This is a genomic window from Psychrobacter sp. APC 3426 (assembly GCF_030408035.1).
Taxonomy (GTDB): Bacteria; Pseudomonadota; Gammaproteobacteria; order Pseudomonadales; family Moraxellaceae; genus Psychrobacter.
Map to the genome: position 1 here is coordinate 1 of NZ_JASDCF010000041.1, position 18,097 is coordinate 18,097.

Annotated in this window: 13 protein-coding genes and 1 pseudogene; 7 read left to right on the forward strand and 7 right to left on the reverse strand. The window is 43.4% G+C overall.

The window, feature by feature from the left end; genetic code table 11:
• Positions 1 to 75 precede the first annotated feature (75 nt).
• From QL919_RS13520 to QL919_RS13530, 3 genes are all read right to left on the reverse strand, one after another.
• Entirely contained in the window at positions 76 to 357 is a 282-nt protein-coding gene (locus tag QL919_RS13520; RefSeq protein WP_290190002.1) for an ESPR domain-containing protein, read from the reverse strand.
• 551 nt (positions 358 to 908) lie between these two features.
• Complete coding sequence (locus tag QL919_RS13525; protein WP_290190003.1) at positions 909 to 2,591, reverse strand: ATP-binding protein; 1,683 nt, start codon at positions 2,589 to 2,591, stop codon at positions 909 to 911.
• Entirely contained in the window at positions 2,591 to 3,277 is a 687-nt protein-coding gene (locus QL919_RS13530; protein WP_290190004.1) for a response regulator transcription factor, read from the reverse strand. The genes QL919_RS13525 and QL919_RS13530 overlap by 1 nt, the downstream gene beginning before the upstream one ends.
• 272 nt (positions 3,278 to 3,549) lie before the next feature.
• Between QL919_RS13530 and QL919_RS13535 the strand changes: the two genes are divergently transcribed.
• The gene (locus QL919_RS13535; RefSeq protein WP_290190005.1) at positions 3,550 to 4,083 is read left to right on the forward strand and encodes a Spy/CpxP family protein refolding chaperone; all 534 of its coding nucleotides are present in this window, start codon (positions 3,550 to 3,552) and stop codon (positions 4,081 to 4,083) included.
• Between the two features lie 165 nt (positions 4,084 to 4,248).
• Here the strand turns inward: QL919_RS13535 and QL919_RS13540 are convergent, their stop codons facing one another.
• Together QL919_RS13540 and QL919_RS13545 are read right to left on the reverse strand one after the other, a co-directional pair.
• Positions 4,249 to 5,853 (reverse strand): hypothetical protein, encoded by a 1,605-nt coding sequence (locus QL919_RS13540; protein WP_290190006.1) that lies wholly within the window; start codon positions 5,851 to 5,853, stop codon positions 4,249 to 4,251.
• A 47-nt stretch (positions 5,854 to 5,900) separates the two neighbouring features.
• Entirely contained in the window at positions 5,901 to 7,901 is a 2,001-nt protein-coding gene (locus tag QL919_RS13545; protein WP_290190007.1) for a hypothetical protein, read from the reverse strand.
• Between the two features lie 261 nt (positions 7,902 to 8,162).
• Between QL919_RS13545 and ggt the strand changes: the two genes are divergently transcribed.
• From ggt to cysE, 6 genes are all read left to right on the forward strand, one after another.
• Complete coding sequence (gene ggt / locus QL919_RS13550) at positions 8,163 to 10,109, forward strand: gamma-glutamyltransferase (protein ID WP_290190008.1); 1,947 nt, start codon at positions 8,163 to 8,165, stop codon at positions 10,107 to 10,109.
• Positions 10,110 to 10,425: 316 nt separating this feature from the next.
• Positions 10,426 to 14,139, forward strand: coding sequence for a DNA polymerase III subunit alpha (dnaE, locus tag QL919_RS13555; protein ID WP_290190009.1), 3,714 nt, complete (start codon positions 10,426 to 10,428; stop codon positions 14,137 to 14,139).
• Positions 14,140 to 14,229: 90 nt separating this feature from the next.
• Positions 14,230 to 14,607, forward strand: a complete 378-nt coding sequence (locus QL919_RS13560) for an Hpt domain-containing protein (protein ID WP_290190010.1) — start codon at positions 14,230 to 14,232, stop codon at positions 14,605 to 14,607.
• A gap of 84 nt (positions 14,608 to 14,691) precedes the next feature.
• Entirely contained in the window at positions 14,692 to 15,543 is an 852-nt protein-coding gene (locus tag QL919_RS13565; RefSeq protein ID WP_290190013.1) for a TrmJ/YjtD family RNA methyltransferase, read from the forward strand.
• Between the two features lie 88 nt (positions 15,544 to 15,631).
• The gene (locus QL919_RS13570) at positions 15,632 to 16,075 is read left to right on the forward strand and encodes a YtoQ family protein (protein WP_290190011.1); all 444 of its coding nucleotides are present in this window, start codon (positions 15,632 to 15,634) and stop codon (positions 16,073 to 16,075) included.
• A 161-nt stretch (positions 16,076 to 16,236) separates the two neighbouring features.
• Complete coding sequence (gene cysE, locus QL919_RS13575) at positions 16,237 to 17,148, forward strand: serine O-acetyltransferase (protein WP_290190012.1); 912 nt, start codon at positions 16,237 to 16,239, stop codon at positions 17,146 to 17,148.
• A 110-nt stretch (positions 17,149 to 17,258) separates the two neighbouring features.
• On the opposite strand, the gene QL919_RS13580 is transcribed toward cysE, so the two are convergent.
• Both QL919_RS13580 and QL919_RS13585 read right to left on the reverse strand, forming a co-directional pair.
• Positions 17,259 to 17,804: a DUF924 family protein gene (locus QL919_RS13580; RefSeq protein ID WP_290190014.1), complete on the reverse strand. Its 546-nt coding sequence runs from the start codon at positions 17,802 to 17,804 to the stop codon at positions 17,259 to 17,261.
• Positions 17,805 to 17,987: 183 nt separating this feature from the next.
• Positions 17,988 to 18,097: pseudogene (locus tag QL919_RS13585) on the reverse strand (IS5/IS1182 family transposase); the annotation flags it as partial.

Genomic DNA, 18,097 nt, shown 5'->3' on the forward strand with positions numbered 1-18,097 from the left:
AGTCAAGAGGTGAGAGATTGTGAGCCTGTGGGTCCGACGACATTGAATCCTGTAAAAGAGCCAGAAAAGATGAGATTACAAGCTGCTTAATTGGGCTTGATGGTGACAACTAGCTTGAAAAACTCCGGAATAGTTAAGTTCTGCATTTGCCTGCAAACCAAAACCAGCCGCTATCAGCCCTATTCCGATAGCGCTAAGACGTAATCTATTGATTGATGATGCGTTAGAAGTGGTATTAATGGTAGCGTTTGCACTCACGCTAGATTTGGAAGATTTGCCACGTGCCTTTGCGTATTCACCAACTGCGGTGAAACAATTCAAGGCTTCATTCCATATTACCTTATAGATGCGGTTCATAATATGTACTCCCTTACAGACTGGTCAGATTTGAAAAAATCAGAATTAAAATCCATTTTGCAGAGAGTCGATATCACAAAATAAAACGGTTATGTGCTTAGAAAGATACAATCTTATCGATTATGTCAGTCTTATTGCTACTTAGAAATAAGACGATTTGTTTTGTAAATTCCTTATCACTCTCGCTATATATTAGTATTACCGAATATATAGCGAGAGACAATACAGCTCATCAGACATTTAACACCGTTTGTCTATTATATTCATAAAATTGAATATAAAACTTTTATTTAAGGCTTACTTATATTAAATTACATCCATTTTTTGAAATTTTCAGTTGATGGTTAATATTAAAAACGTGCTTACCTATACAGTATTACAAACAAGTATTTAAAAATAATTCATCAATTACAGCCACTTATGAATAATAAATTGGTGATATCTATTTCGAGAAAAATCTAAATCATACAGGTTATATAAACCCTTCTACCCTAACAAAAGCATTCAATATTCATCATAGAGATGAGTATTTAGTTTGCTTTTTAAAACATCTATCCATTAGGCAACACTATTTGCACCACCAATCCTTGAATATCATCTTGGCGATTATAGACACTGATCTGACCCTTATGTGCCATCACAACTGCATGGACAATTGCCAATCCTAAACCATAACCACCAGTGTCGCGATGGCGGGCAGAATCGAGCCGTACAAAGGGCTGAAAAATACGCTCCAAATCTTCATCCGCAACACCGCCGCCCTCATCTATTATGCTGATTTGAATAGCAGGTCTTTTACCATCCATCTCTACTTGTCTAATCTCAGCAATAACCGTTGAATCAGCTGCAGTGTGCATAAAAGCATTACGAATGACATTTTCAAGCGCACTGTGTAGCTGTTCTTGATTGCCCAGCACTGTCCAAAGAGTTTCTGGAGAAGTAGCTGATAAAGGCATGACTAATGAGGTATCTGTCAATAATGAATCATCCGGCTGCCATTGCCAGTGTACGTTTTTCTGTTGAAACTCAAAGCAGACATCTTGCCCAATCTCACTGATAATTTCGGAAATATCAACCTCTTCATTTTCTAAATTGTCGATCGTATATTGCTGCATTTCTAGAGATTGAATATGAATAATTTGCTCAATCAGCTCATTCATCCGCGCAGATTCTTTATCAATACGATCAAGATAACGATTGGCATTCGGCGCAAAGTCTCGCGTCAGCTCAGTCGCAACGTCAAGCCGTGCCAATGGCGAGCGCAGTTCATGCGAGATGTCACTGAGCATCTGCTTGCGTGCCAGCTCACTCTCTGCCAGTCGTGTTGAGAGCTTGGCTACGTCTTTCGCGAGTAAACCAAGCTCATCGTCTCCCATTTTGGATAAATTTGGATTAGCCTGATAATCGCCGTCAATCATACGATGGACTGTGTTTTGTACACGGCGAATACGCTGGGTCAGCGTACGACTCAGCCAAATACAAACTAAGACGCTAAAGAGGATAATCAGTAATAAACGTATGGGAAAATTACCGCGTTGCAGCGCTACAACGTCGGCAAAACGCAGATGCGGACGCAATTGTACAATGACTGCCTGCTCATCTGGTAAGACGACCGTCACGTCAGCCAACTCAGGACGACTATCGGGATTAGCTATATTCGCGCGATTCGGTCTCATCGGTGACAGGATATTACTTAAAAGTGACGGCTCATTATCCAATATTCTATCGTCGTGACTACTAGGTATTTCATTATCAGACATTTCATTATCAGGCTTAGGCATTGACTGCATTGGTGGCATTGATGAAGGTCTCATTGCCTGCCGACCATCTGGCATCCGTTCTGGCATCCGCTCTTGTCTACGCCCATCTCTATCCCGATAACGTGGAAATATAATGGCGCCTTGCTCGTCATAGACTCTGATTTGATTCATAAGCCATCGGTCTTCACGATACATCTGCCTAACGGTAGTTAAATCACCCACTTGTAACGCTTCAACCATCTCTTGACGCTTAATTAATAAACTATCAATTTGCACATCCATACGAGCATTCAGCGCTTTTTCGACCAGCCAGCGCTCCACCACGATAGATAAAATAGAGGTGATCAGAATCGTTAATAATAGGCTCAGAAACAAACGCCAAAACAGCGTGATACGCACCTTAAATTTAGGCGCTTGATTAAGACTTTGATTGTTAATAGCTTTCTTGGCAGGTTTCATCGATGAGTCCGTCATTACAACACCAACTGATAGCCTTTACCACGGATAGCTTTGATAGGCTCATCGTGGAAAGGTTGGAGTTTTTTGCGTAGGCGCGAGACATGTACATCAAGGCTACGATCGAACGGCTGCAATTCACGCTGCAACACATGCTCTGATAGCCACGCCTTACTCACCACTTCACCTTTTTGTTTGAGTAGCGCGACCAACAAATCAAATTCTGTCCCCGTCACTTGTAACTCTACGCCATCTATCTGACAAATTCGCTGATTTTGATCCAGATGCAAACGACTCTCTGGTAGCGGCGTATGCTCTGATGCCGCCGCATTAGTGCGCTTGATAACGGCATTGATGCGTGCCAGTAACTCACGCGGATTGCAGGGTTTAGTAATGTAATCATCAGCGCCAAGCTCAAGCCCAATAATACGATCGATCTCTTCACCTTTTGCCGTCAACATAATGACTGGAATATCACTGATATTTGGCAACTGACGTAACACACTAAGCCCATCTATTTTTGGCATCATAATATCGAGCACCAGCAAATCATAAGCAGAAGTATCATTAGATGCGGTTTTAAGTTTCTGGATGACTGCCTCACCATCGTGAACGCAATCGCATTGAATACCATGATTGTGCAAGTATTCTTGTAATAACTGGGTCAACTCTTCGTCATCATCACCTAGCAATATATTTGGCACATCTGTCTCCTTAAAGCTTAATAGCGTTATCACCCATATTATCAGGCAAGTGCTTATCAATACGCTATAAACGTTACCTTTCTTAATACTTCATAAATGTTCGCAACCTTTAACTGTCGTAAGATAGCGCATATCAACAGCAAGTATTGCTTTTATACAGCGTTTTTATAGAATGGCTGACAGTACTTATCTATAACGCTCTAAACATCATGCTTGCAAGATAAAAATTTAATGTTCATCTAACCAAACTGAATTGAATAAAGGATATTTTTATGAAAAAATTATTAATGGGCTCAGTATTAGCAATGTCTAGCGTGTTTGCAGTTACCGCTTGTACAAGTGTCAACGCAACCACTGATACGTCACCAACGACCAGCAAAATGCAGCATAAAGATGGTATGAAAGACGGCATGCATAAAGGCGGCATGAGAGGCCCAATGTCGCAGCTAGACTTGACCGCCACACAGCAGGCGCAAATTAAAGCCATCATGCAAGAAAAGCATGGCGATCGTAAAGCTGAGCGTACTAAAAATAAAGCGGAACGTGCGCAAATGCATCAACAAATGCAAGCATTGACCAACGCAAGCACTTTGAATAACGCAGCTGTCAATCGTTTGGCTGACCAGCAAGCGGCTAAAGCAAAGCAGCGTTTTATTGAACGCGCTCAAACTCAACACGCCATCTCGCAGGTCTTAACTGCTGAACAGCGTGAAAAACTTGCTAAATTACAAGCTGAAAGAATGGACAAAGGCGAGCGTGGAAGACAGCACCGCGGAATGCATGGCAAGCCTCATCAGGGTATGTAAGTTATAATCATAATTGAGTAATAGCTAGACAAGACTGCATTTATGATTGATTGTATAATACTGATTTTAAAGCACAAAAAAGCGCATCGTATGAACGGTGCGCTTTTTAGTTGTCTATCTTAATAAAGGTTAATCAAACTAAACTTACCTACTTTTAATCAGTTTTTAATCAATCGAATCAAGACGCTCTTTAGCCATCGGTAACATTTCAAACACCATCTTACCCATTGCAGTGCCATTACCATCGCGGTAATACTGCATGAGCTCGCTATTATACTCTTTTAAGTCAATACTATTACTCGCGTTCGGCACTTGCATATCACTTGGTAAGTTAGGAAATGCCTTGTCCTGAGGATGTATAGCAGAATACTGCTGCAAAATATCCATTACTAAACTCTTATCAGAGTTGGTTTTGTTTGGAAGCTCACTACGCAGATGCTGCCATTTTAGCTGACCACGTTTATCAAATCCGTACAGCTCCTGCACCATTAATCTCGCTTCTTCTCCAGCTTCTGATGTCTCAACCTCGCTATCTATGCGTTCTTTTATCATTGCTAACATTTGCTGCATTAACGCTTTGCTGGTGAATTTATCAGAACTTGCGATGGGTGCTTGGTAAGCCTCATTCTCCTTGACTAATTCTGGATATTTCTTAGTAATACGATCATAAAAAATACGCATGTAGTCTTGGAAGAATTGCTCATAGCTTGCAGCGCTTTGTACACGGCGAATGACTTCATCACTTGCCAGCATTGCTGGTAGCTGATGCGCAGGCAGCTTGGGAGTAAGTGACGCTAATGCATTAGGGGCAACATAGTCAAACTGGCTAATAGATGCGCTGTCGAATGTAATATCTAACGCGGCAAAGTGGCTTTTTATCAATTCGTTGCCAAAGCCTTTAGGCAGCGTGCCGTCATTAATGGCTATTTTTAACCACTTATTTCGCCATTTTGTACCGAGCTTATCGTCTAACATTTCTGAATTGAGCATCGCAAAGTTATCTGCCCATAGATAAATATTACCGTTTTTAAAATCTACATAGATGGGCTGATTGATACTGCTTTGATGATTCCGCGCTTGGTACTGTGCGCTTGCAAGCATCGTAGCCCTGCCAGCCATTGGCTGATAGACACCTTGCGAGTTGATAGATAGCGGTTTTAACAAGTAAACATCTAGCAACTGCGCTTTTTTGATATCTTGCGGTGTTGATTTGTCGTCGTAATTGTCAAATAGCTGTTGGTAATGAGGTGATACGGTGACATCACTGTCGTACTGATTATCTTCCCATGCTTGATAGGCATCCGCGCACTCAAGGTAAGACTGCTTAAGTGCCTCTCGCTGAGTGTCATAACTAGCAGCTTCGATATTATTATCTTGGGTTTCCGCTTGGCTTACTAATGCAGCATAGGCTTGATCATGGGTGTCTTCGCAGTAATCATAAATATAATCTGAGCCGACCAAATTCTTGGCATTTATATTGGTGAATTGCTGATCGTTACTAATCTCAAGATTGGCATGATAACTAAAAGACTGGCGACGTTGCTTCTGTAAGGCGATTGCCAATGCTTTTTTGGCCGCAGCTGGCGTTTGCTTTGCTGTCATAGCGTTCGATTGGCTCAGGCTGGTAGATTGGCACCCCGTTAATAACAGTGCTCCCGTTAGAAGCGTACTGCTAAATAATACACTGCCTTTAATCATTGATGGAAGGCTAGTTAAAGGTGGGCTAGCTAACGGAAAAATATTTGCGATGGCTTGACGTACTGTTTTCATTTTTTATCCTTATAAATATGGGCTTGAACATAACAAGATAGGATTTTTTATTTTCCTTTGTCAGTATCCTCTTCAGCATCGTCGTATTCACCATTCTCATAGTTGCTACTGTCATCACCGTAACCACTGCTTTCATCATCACTTAAGCTACTATCGTCATATTCATAGCGTGCATAACGAGCCGCTTGTAGTCTGTCTTTCTGTTGACGTTGTTCGGCCATCCACGCGTTGCCATCGATAGCAGGTTTGGCATTTGCGCCAAAAGACTCTGCCAATAAAGGCTTTAGTGTATGGTTATTAAAACTACTTTTATCGTAGCGTATTTGGTTTAGTACAGTAGTAGTTGAACCCATCAAATCGCTACCGATATTGGTACGTTGCTGCTTAGCAAGCAAGCGATCTGAGCTGTCTAAATAATAGTAATTTATCTGATTAAAAGAGATCGGACCGATGGCCTCAATAAGTTGCAAAAGCGAACCTACATCCGCACTTTGGTAGCCTTTATTGTATAGCTGCACTTTCGCCAGCGCGGTTTTTAGCATAGCGCCATCAGGATATTTTTGTGGATTGGCATCGACATAATCCTGTAGCGACTTTGTCATGTATTTTAAAGTCTTGCCAATCATCTCACCGCTTTGCTTACTGCCAAAATAGACTTTTACCGCACGCCTCGCCCCGACTTCTTTGGCAAAGGCATCACTGCGAATATCTACCGCGCTAAAGTGCTCGGGCGCAAGCTCTGCCATGCTACTCTGTATGGCAGCGATGGCGGCATCATACAGCACTGCTGGCGGTAGCTGCGCGGTAATACTCTCTGGCAAGCCAAAACTGACGGTATGTGAGGTCATTTGATTAGGTAAAGGGGTATTTTCAGGATTAACAAGCGCCACGATAGGCAGGATTGCCGATGGGTCTACCGTAACTGTACTATGGTTAAAATCGAACGCTAACGGTATCTGTATGGATGAGGCAATCGTTGGTGTCATATAGTCATAGCTATAGACACTTTGTAATTGGCGTTGTTTGGGTTTGTACTGACTGACACTATTAAAGGTTAAATTTTTATATTGGTAAGCATTGGAAGCGGCTATCTGTTCCGGTGTACGATGGAACATACTCAGCATTTGACCAATGACGCCAGTAGATGGCGTTGATGATTGGCTACCTTCTACAGCCTCTGATTGTTGTTTTGCCATCTGTATGGCTTCATAGTTTTTTAACAGATTTTTAGACTTTAGGTTTGAAACCCCTGAGAGAATACCGCCCTCTGCATTACTATATTCATTATAGCCATCTATGTCGTAACCCTCTCGATTGTAGCCATATTCGTTGTAACCGTCTTGATCATAGCCGTCTTCATCGTAGTTAATATCCTCTACAACACAGACTTCATAAGCGTCATCGTCATCACTTTTATTGCATGTATTCGACTCTATACTTACCGCTGCTAACTCTGCCATAGCCTCAGTTTGCCTGTCCTCATGATCACTTTCATCATAAGCACTTTCATCATAATCGCCGTCAGGCTCATAAGCATAAGCTTCTATAATCGTTCTAAGCAAGCTACTAGATCCTGCATCAATGCTATCTGGATCAATAAAAGGTGCGGCTTGATAATTGGCTTGCGCGACTGCCACATGTTCTGTTACCAGATGCTGACGAATAGCCGCCAGTAAATGTGATTTGGCTTGATTGTCGGTATTGGGGTATTTGTCTTGGTCAAATAATTGTTGATAACGCTCAGATTTGGCAGTGCGGCTTGCATTAAATGCACGTCCTTGGGCTTGGCTCTGCGTGCTATCAGCGCTACTAAAATCAATCATGCTTTTTGATACCGCAGATGATGATAGCGCTGGGTTTGATTGGCAGCCTGCCAGCCCAAACGCACTGCCAACCAGTAATGCGCAGCCTGCTATAAAGGTTAATTTGCGCGACTGATATGAATGCTTATTATGATTGTTGTGGTTATAGTTATGGGCAGATGACTGATGATGAGCCATGCCAGAGTGACGCTGTTGGTCGCGTTTATGAGTATGGTTGGATGACATAGTAATTTCTTCTTATAAATAGACAGACAATAACGAATAAATTCTAGCACTATTATTTATATCACAATGCGTTACAATTTAGTAAGATTAGAACGTATTTCTTAAAAATTTTCAGCATTTTTGATAAGACTGTTTATCTAGCAAACGTGGCGCTAATCATTATGTCAATTAAGGCACGCCCTAACGTTCTAGCCTCTTTATTTTTACAGTCTTATTTTTACAGACCAAACGTGTCATCAATTGCTCAAAAAGGAATTTATAATGCAAAATCTAATATCAAAAGATGAAATCAATGCTTCTCAAAATAACTTTAAAAACAGAGCAAAAATAAAAACCGCTATTCTATTAATCAGCAGTACGTTTTTAGTATCCCTATCTGCTCATGCGGCTGAGCCAACCACCAATCAATCAACTACCATCAACCCAACATCGATTAATACTAGCGCGATTAACCTAGCGATTATGGCAGATAATCCTACCGTAATATCTGAAACCAAACGTGTTACACTAGCCAAAACCAATACGCTTACCTCCACGATTAACAACGCCAATGCCGATCAAGCCATCTATTCTGAAGATGCCATTCATCATCCTGTCTGGGCAAAGAACGGTATGGTCGCTACCCAAGAAGCGCTTGCCTCTGATATTGGACTCAAGATTTTAAAAGACGGCGGTAATGCGGTTGATGCTGGGGTCGCGGTTGGCTTTGCCTTAGCAGTGACTTTGCCGCGTGCTGGGAATATCGGTGGCGGTGGTTTTATGATGATTTATGACGCCAAGCAAGGCAAAACAGTGGCTCTCGATTACCGTGAAAAAGCACCAAGTAGCGCCTCACGTGATATGTATCTCGATGAGGAAGGTAATGCTGTCAGTGATTTATCTCGTTATCATGGTCTAGCGGTTGGCGTACCCGGGACAGTAGCAGGATTGTTAAAAGCGTTAGAAGATCATGGCACCATGAGCCGCGGACAAGTAATGGCGCCCGCCATTGCACTTGCTGAAGACGGTATAGAAGTCACTGCTGGCTTGTCGGAATCGCTAGAAGCCTTGAGCGATCGTTTGCAGAAATGGCCGAGTACTAAAAAGGTGTTTTTTAAAGCGGATGGCAGTGCCTATCAGCTTGGTGAGCGTTTAAAGCAGCCTGAACTGGCAAAATCGCTTAAGCTGATTGCTGCACAAGGCGCAGATGGATTTTATAAAGGGGAAACCGCGAGTAAGTTGGTCAAAGCGGTCAATGAGGCAGGTGGCAATATGAGCTTGCAGGATTTGGCTAATTATGAAGCCATCGCTCGCGAGCCAGTTAAAGGCGACTATCGTGGTTATGAGATTGTCTCGATGCCGCCACCGTCTTCTGGTGGTATCCATATCGTGCAAATCTTAAATATCTTAGAAGGCTATCCGCTCAAAGACTATGGGCAAAATAGCGCACAAACCATTCACTTGATGGCGGAAGCGATGCAGTTGGCTTATGCCGATCGAGCTGAATACTTAGGGGATTCGGACTTTATCGATGTGCCTGCCAGCGGTCTCACCTCTCAAGCGTATGCCGATAAGCTGCGAAATTTAATTAATCCAAACCAAGCCACGCCAGCGGCCACAATTAAAGCCAACAACCCACTACCCTACGAAAGCGACCAAACCACGCATTTCTCTATCGTTGATAAAGACGGCAATGCGATCGCCAATACCTATACGCTGAACTTCTCATACGGTACGGGCCTTGTCGCTGAAGGTACTGGCATATTACTTAACAACGAGATGGATGACTTTTCTGCTAAGCCAGGCACGCCTAATGGCTATGGCTTACTTGGTGGTGACGCCAATGCCGTTGAAGCCAATAAACGTCCGCTATCCTCGATGAGTCCAACCTTAGTATTTAAAGACAGCAAACCATATATCGTGACAGGCAGCCCCGGTGGTAGCCGTATCATTACTACCGTCACCCAAATCATCTCCAACGTCATCGATCACGATATGAATATCGCCGAAGCCACTCATGCACCGCGTATTCATGATCAATGGTTGCCGGATGAGATTCGTACTGAAAAGGCACTGAATATTGATACGGTTAAAAAACTAGAATCCATGGGACATACGGTTAGTCCGAAGGCAGCTATGGGCTCAACCCAATCAATTATGTTGACCCCTAATGGTGTATATGGTTCTTCTGACCCGCGTATCGTTGATGCGGCAGTGGTTGGGTATTGAACCAAAAGACTTTAATTCTAAAAACCATCACTCCCAAAAACTCTTCTACACTTCATTGTATAGAAGAGTTTTTGACGTAACTTTTACGAGTTTTCAATATCACTCAAACCACTTAGTCCAGTATCTAAGAGAGATTAAACCATCCTAATCAGTGGCTGTCTGCGTCAAACAATGCTATTATTAACGACCTGATTTAAAACATCTAAATACGACCAGCAATGTCTTATTTTCCTCAAATTAGCACTCTAAATTATTGATAATAATAAATTTATCCTCTTAGACCTCCTTCATTCGATCGTACCAGTAAGAGTCCTCTATGGCATTTGTACACCTTGGCATTCACAGCGAATATTCAATCACCGATTCTATCGTGCGCATCAAGCCGCTGATTAAAGCAGCTGCAGCTGATAATCAACGTGCACTCGCGCTGACAGATTTATCAAACCTTTATGCCACGGTGAAGTTCTATCGTGCCTGCCTCGGTGCTGGGATCAAGCCGATTATCGGTAGCGAAGTCATCATGGATAATGAAGACACACGGCTAACCCTGCTAGCGATGAATAACGAAGGCTATCAAAACATCACCCGCATTGTATCGCTTGGCTTTACTGAAGGACGTGCCGATGATGCCAATCACGGTGTGCCGGTCATCAAGCGCAGCCATATCCTAGAGCACGCAGCCGGTGTCATCGTACTGCTCACCGAAAAGTCAGATGTCGGTCAGGCACTGGTCGGTTCTATGCCAGAAAAAGCCGATGAGCTGCTCACAGAATGGCAAGCACAGTTTGACGATCGGTTATACTTCGCCATCAAACGCACCAGTCGTTCTGGCGAAGATGCTTTTATTAAAGCGGCGATTCACTCAGGTGCCAAACACAATATTCCTATTATTGCGCATAACGATGTGCGCTTTTTAGAGCAAGACGATTTTGATGCCCATGAAGCACGCGTCTGTATCGCTGGCTCCTATGTACTCGCTGATCCAAATCGCCCGCAAACTTATTCAGATGAGCAGTATCTTAAAACTCAGTCGCAAATGGAGCAGGTATTTGCTGATATTCCGCAGGTCATTGACAATACTTTGCGTTTGGCAACTCGCTGCAATGTAACGTTGACCCTTGGAATTAACGTCCTACCCGATTTTCCTGTACCCGAAGGCGAAACCATTGAATCGTTTTTCCGCGCAGAGTCTATACGGGGTCTTAACCACCGATTGGACAAGCTATTCCCAGTTGCAGAACGCGGTGACAACTGGAGCGACTTTCGCCAAAAATATGATGAGCGCTTAGAATACGAGCTCGAAGTTATTTTATCCATGGGTTTCCCTGGTTACTTCTTAATCGTCATGGACTTTATTCGCTGGGCGAAAGCCAATGGCGTACCCGTTGGACCAGGTCGTGGTTCTGGTGCCGGCTCCTTAGTCGCTTATGCACTAAATATTACCGACCTCGATCCCATCCATTATGACCTTTTATTCGAACGTTTCCTGAACCCTGAGCGTGTCTCCATGCCCGATTTCGATATTGACTTTTGTATCGAAGGTCGTGACCGCGTCATTGATTATGTCGCACAAACTTATGGTCGTGAAGCAGTCTCGCAAATTATCACCTTTGGTACCATGGCGGCGAAAGCGGTGGTACGAGATGTGGCGCGCGTACAGAGCAAATCGTACTTCCTTGCCAATAAAATATCTAAATTGATTCCAAAAACCCCCGGCATCACATTGAGTCAAGCATTAGAGCAAGAACCGCAGCTCAAAGATTTAATATCCAACCCTGACAATATGGATTATGAAGATGCCATTGAGGTTTGGGAGATGGCTCTTAAGCTAGAAGGTGTGTGTCGAAACGTCGGTAAACATGCCGGTGGCGTACTCATCGCTCCTCATAAAATTACTGATTTTAGCGCCATTTATTGTGATGATGATGGGCACCGTGTCAGCCAATTTGACAAAGATGATGTCGAGGCGGTTGGCCTGGTGAAGTTTGACTTTTTGGGTCTACGTAACCTGACGGTCATTAACGCTGCGGTAGAAAACATCAACCTGCGCCGTGCGAAAGAAGGCAAAGACGCTTTGGTGTTAGAAGACTTGCCATTAGATGATAAAAAAGCCTATAAGCTCTTGCAAGACGCTAAGACCACTGCCGTCTTTCAGCTTGAAAGTATGGGCATGAAAAAATATCTGGCCAAATTACAACCGACCAATATCGAAGATGTCATCGCCATGTGTGCGCTATATCGTCCAGGTCCACTTGATGCTGGCATGGTAGAGATGTATATCGACCGTAAGCATGGTCGCGAGGAAGTCATCTATGACCATCCCAATCTTGAGCCGATTTTAGAAAACACCAACGGCGTTATTGTCTATCAAGAACAGGTCATGCAAATCTCGCAGGTCATGGCAGGATATAGCTTGGGTGGCGCCGACATGTTACGCCGAGCAATGGGTAAAAAGAAACCCGAAGAGATGGCCAAGCAGCGCGATATTTTTGTCACTGGTGCCACCGCGCAAGGTATCGATGAAGCGACCTCTGGCGGCGTCTTTGATTTGATGGAAAAGTTTGCGGGTTATGGTTTTAACCGCTCGCATTCTGCTGCTTATGGCGTGCTCGCTTATCAGACTGCTTATCTAAAGCAATACTACCCTGCTGAGTTTATGGCAGCAGTACTAACCTCCGATATGAACAACACCGACAACGTGGTGTTTTTTATCAATGACTGCCGTGAAAACTTTGACTTAACGGTGGTCAATCCATCGGTGAACCGCAGTGAATGGCATTTCGTCGCCGATACCCCGACCAATATTATTTATGGCTTGGGTGCGATTAAAGGCGTTGGCGAAGGTGCGGTTGAATCTATCGTCGCTGCACGTCGCCGTGAAGGTCCGTTTAAAGATTTATATGACTTTTGCCGCCGCGTTGATATCAAAAAAGTCAATAAGCGTACCCTTGAAGCCTTGGTCAGTGCTGGCTGCTTTGATGACTTTGCGGCTACCCTACGACCTGACTTACCAGCCGATGAAGCGTACGAGATTCGCGGCGCACTCATGAGCCAGTTACCAAATGCCGTACAGGCTGCGGAACAAGACCGTAAAAACCGCGAAACCGGCATGATGGACTTGTTTGGTGAGATGGATGGTGTTGTCGCAGCGCCACCACTTGTTATGACACCAGAGCTCATTTGGGGCGACAAACATCGTCTAAAAGCGGAAAAAAATACCTTAGGGTTGTATTTGACGGGTCACCCTATCAATGAATACCTAGATGAACTAAAACGTTATACCTCAGGCGCACGTCTCGATAAGCTGGCGGATACTGGCTATAACGGTAGCTGCTATTTTGCAGGATTAATTATCGATATTGCCAACTTTGGCAATCGCAACGTTATCACCTTAGATGATGGGACCTCACGATTAGAAGTCAGCTGCTATGCTGAACGCTTTAACCGTGTCAAAGAGCAGCTAAAAATTGATGAAGTGGTCATCATCAAAGGCAGTATCCGTGAGCGTGATGGGCGTCTGTTTGCCCGTCTTGATAGCGCCATGAGCATGGTTGACGCGCGCTTGCGTTGGCTCAAAAAAATCAGCATTAAGATCCATGGTAGCGATATTAAGCTCCTGACACGCTTGCAGCCACTGCTCAAATCAGCCCAAGCTGACATCATACCTGCACCGCGACTGGCTTATAACGCTGATCAAGACGAACAAAATAATAATATTAGCCATGCCACTTATGACCCTGCCATGGGTGGTAGCTTATATGATGAAGACGGTAATGATTTATTGGCGCTAGAAAATGACATGAATCAAGATGCGTTTAATAATGGCAGCAGCTATGGCAATAATGCGCTAAGCAATACTGACGCCTCCATTAATGATAACTGCCTGCCGCTTGGTCTGAGCATTTATGAAGAGTTTGGTATCGCCAATGTGGGACTATCCGAGCACTGGCGTGTCTACCCTAACGATGACAACTTGCAGCAATTAAAGAGTATGATTAGTGAAGATAACCTACATTTTCATTATAGCTAACCTTTTTATTAATCCGAGTTTTATTAATTTGAGTTGAATATTGACTATAATCAACTTATTGCTCTCACTTAACACATTGGATATAACACCATGGACGACACAACGAATAATAATACATCAGCTCAAACTGATGAGGTTATCAACCACGAACAATTCGAGGATATGCGTGACTTGCTCGAAGAAGATTTTGCCGACCTGATACAGGTTTATATTACTGACAGCCAGCAGCGAGTCACCGCACTGCGCAAAGCTCAGCAAGAAAACGATAATGCCAATGGATTTGAGACGGCTCATGCTCTAAAAGGTGCTAGCGCCAACTTGGGAACCACACAACTTGTGAATCTTAGTAGCCAGTTACAAGAGCGCTGCCGTGAGCGCTTGATCAGTGAGCAAGCAGCGCTGATTGAAGATATAGATGCTGCCTTACAACGCGCTGAACAAGCAATCAATCAACGTATGGGACAATAAATGAGTAATACCCCTACATCATCGACAACGCAAAACTCAAAGACAGTCGTAACGTCTGAACCCCATCGTGTGAATGATCGCATCGTGACAGATTACCTTATAAAAGATTATCTGAATTGCGTGCAAGTCGTGATGGTCAATACGACCTTGCCCGCCAACATTGGCTCTGCAGCGCGGGCAATGCATACCATGGGTTTGTCACGTCTGACTGTTGTTGACCCTAAGCTACCAATCGATGACACCAGCATCTCCCATGCGGCGGGTGGTAGTGAGTTATTATCAGCAGCAACCATTACACCGACATTAGAGTCTGCAATAGCCGATTGTCAGCTGGTCTTTGCCGCCAGTAGTCGTAGTAGACATCTACCGCGCCCTGTGGTGACGCCCACACAAGCAGCTAAAATTATGTTTGACTTTATAGATAAGCAAACCGCTTTGGCTGTAGCGAGTAATAATGAAAGTGCTAAATTTGTAGGCAAGCCAAATATCGCCATTTTATTTGGTCGTGAAGATCGTGGATTGACCAACGAAGAGCTGGCTTACGCTGACTATCACATTCAAATTGATGCCAATCCTGATTATCCGGTGCTCAACGTCGCTTCAGCCGTCCAAGTGATTGCTAGCTTTATCTTTGCTTATGCGCAGACCCACAATCAAACAACTACCAACAGTCTAGATGATGATAAAAATACAGCGGTTGAACCAACTTTGGACGTTCATCTACGTCAACACTGGGATGAGCCGGCCATTAGTCAGCAGCAACTTCAACAGCTGACTCATCGTACTACTGAGCTAATGGTTCAGCGTGGTTTGGCAGATAGTGAGCATCTAAAGTCGTTACCGTCGAGACTGTCCAGACTGGGCTCACGTCTACAGTTGGATCAGAAAGAATACCAACTACTAAGCGCCTTAATTGCTAAGCTCTCAAAAGATTAACGCGTCGTAAAAACAATTTTTGGGACGTTGAAGTCTTTGACATTTCCTATGACCTAATAGTGAATTTAATAATAGAAAGGAGTGAACAATGAATTGGACGGTTTATTTATCTGGAGAAATACACAGCGACTGGCGGCAAAAAATCATGCAAGGCGCGAAAGACCATGGTCTTGCTATCACCTTTACCTCAGCTGTGACTGACCATGAAGCCAGCGACGCGGCTGGTGATGTACTGGGCAAAAACGACAATGGATTTTGGCGCGACCATCAATCATCAAAGGTGAATGCAATTCGTACCAAAAATATGATTCAAAAATGTGACATTGCTATTATTCGTTTTGGTGACAAGTACAAACAATGGAACGCTGCATTTGACGCAGGCTACTGCGCCGCATTGGGCAAGCCTTATATCACCTTGCATGCTGAAGATATTATTCATCCGCTTAAAGAAGTTGATGCAGCAGCCATGGCATGGGCGCAAACGCCTGAACAAGTTGTCGAGCTGTTAAAATATGTAACTAGTGGTAGTTAAGTAGCATATGTAGTCACATAGGATTGTTTGTAGACAAATCGCCACAGCTTGGCGTTTTATCTATGCATACTCTGTTTTAATTTATCATTCATTGCTATATTTTGTACTGCGAAACTGCTATAACTGAAGAGATTATTATCAAAAATACGATAGGACGCCTTATGTCATTGCCAGCCAAATTGTTCAAATCGCTCACCAGCATCAAAAAAGACCTAAAAGAAGACATCGATGCGGTATTCAATCGTGACCCAGCGGCACGCAACAGTCTGGAAGTCATCCTGACCTATCCTGGCATCCATGCGCTCATCCTACATCGCGGGGCACATTGTCTTTGGAATAATGAACAAAAACTGGCAGCACGTGTCATCTCTTATGGCTCGCGCATCGTCACTGGTATCGAGATTCATCCTGCTGCTAAAATTGGCAAGCGCTTCTTTATCGACCATGGTGTCGGCGTTGTCATTGGTGAAACGGCTGAGATTGGCAATGATGTCACTCTTTATCATGGTGTCACCCTTGGCGGCGTTTCGTGGAATAATGGCAAACGCCATCCAACGCTAGAAGATGGCGTGACAGTTGGTGCGGGCGCCAAAGTATTAGGACCATTTACCGTCGGTAAAAATGCTAAAATTGGCTCTAATGCTGTGGTGGTAAAACCTGTGCCAGCAGGTGCGACGATGGTGGGTAGCGCGGCACGTATGATATCTGATCATCACGACGAAAAAGGCAACCCTATCGCCACTAAAGTCCAAGACGCCAAACAGCAAGAAAAAGTCGCACAAGCTGGCAATACTGACAAAGATAAAGTGAAAGATACGGTATCGAATACCAAACGAACCACAACCTTTCAAGCCTACGGTATTGACCCATCCTCACAAGACCCTGTCGCCGAAGCTTTCGCAAAAATGCTTGAACACATACAACAATCAGAAAATCGTTTGGATCAACTACAATCAGCGATGTGTCAAATCGACCCTGACTTTTGCCGAAAAGAATACGACAAACTATGCTTAGAGGATTTAGATGTGATTGGTCGGTCTGATATAGATGCAGCCGGCACTGAGCAGAAGTAAGCTGCTAGCTATCGCTGATACTAAATAAAAAAGAGGCCAGATAGCCTCTTTTTTTATGTTAACCAATTGATAAATAGCTTTTTATCGATTAGCTATTAAACAGATAATATTTATAAGAATGACGAGTCAGGCTGCGTCAAAAACTCTATTTCTTCGTCACTCGAAACCCGTCCTAAAATGTCGTTACGATGCGGATAACGACTAAATCGATCGATAATGACTTTATGTTTCATCTCAGCCTCTAGGGTTTGTGCATTGGTATATTGCTCAAACAATGGCACTGCTCGTTGATGAATCAGTTTTGACTCACTGTGCATATACGGCATGAGTACAAACTTACGCGCCTCTACGGTTTCAAGCACTTCTAAAGCGCCAGCAGTCACTGCTTCTTGAGCGAGCGCCAATGACATAGCATCTTGAGCAAAGGCCGCTGGCATATCACGGTAAATGTTGCGCGAAAACTGGTCTAATATAATAATTTCAGCCAACCTTCCCTCAATGCTAGTTCGCCATTCATATAACTCTGACGCCGCTGCTTTTTTAAGTAAGCCCGAAAAACGCTCTTTCAGTAATTCATCAAAATCTGCATCTTTCTCAAAAAACTGTTGGCTGCCGACTTCCTCAAAACAAAAATCTAATATGGTTTTATACATCATTCTCTCACTATCATTATTAACAGTATTACTTTCAACCATAGTTCAAATCCATTGTATCAAACGTCAACTAAGGACATTGACTATCCGCTTATGGTTTCATAACCACTAATGAATATTAAGCCATGATGGCTTATACTTTTCATTATCCATAAATAAAAATAGGAAATAGACCTCTTGCAAAAGTCATAGTTTAAGCTCGGAATTAATGATACCAGCAAACAGCTTCATTCTAAGATCATAGCGCTGACGACGGTTGCGATATTTATGAGCCACGATTTTAAACAACTTGATTA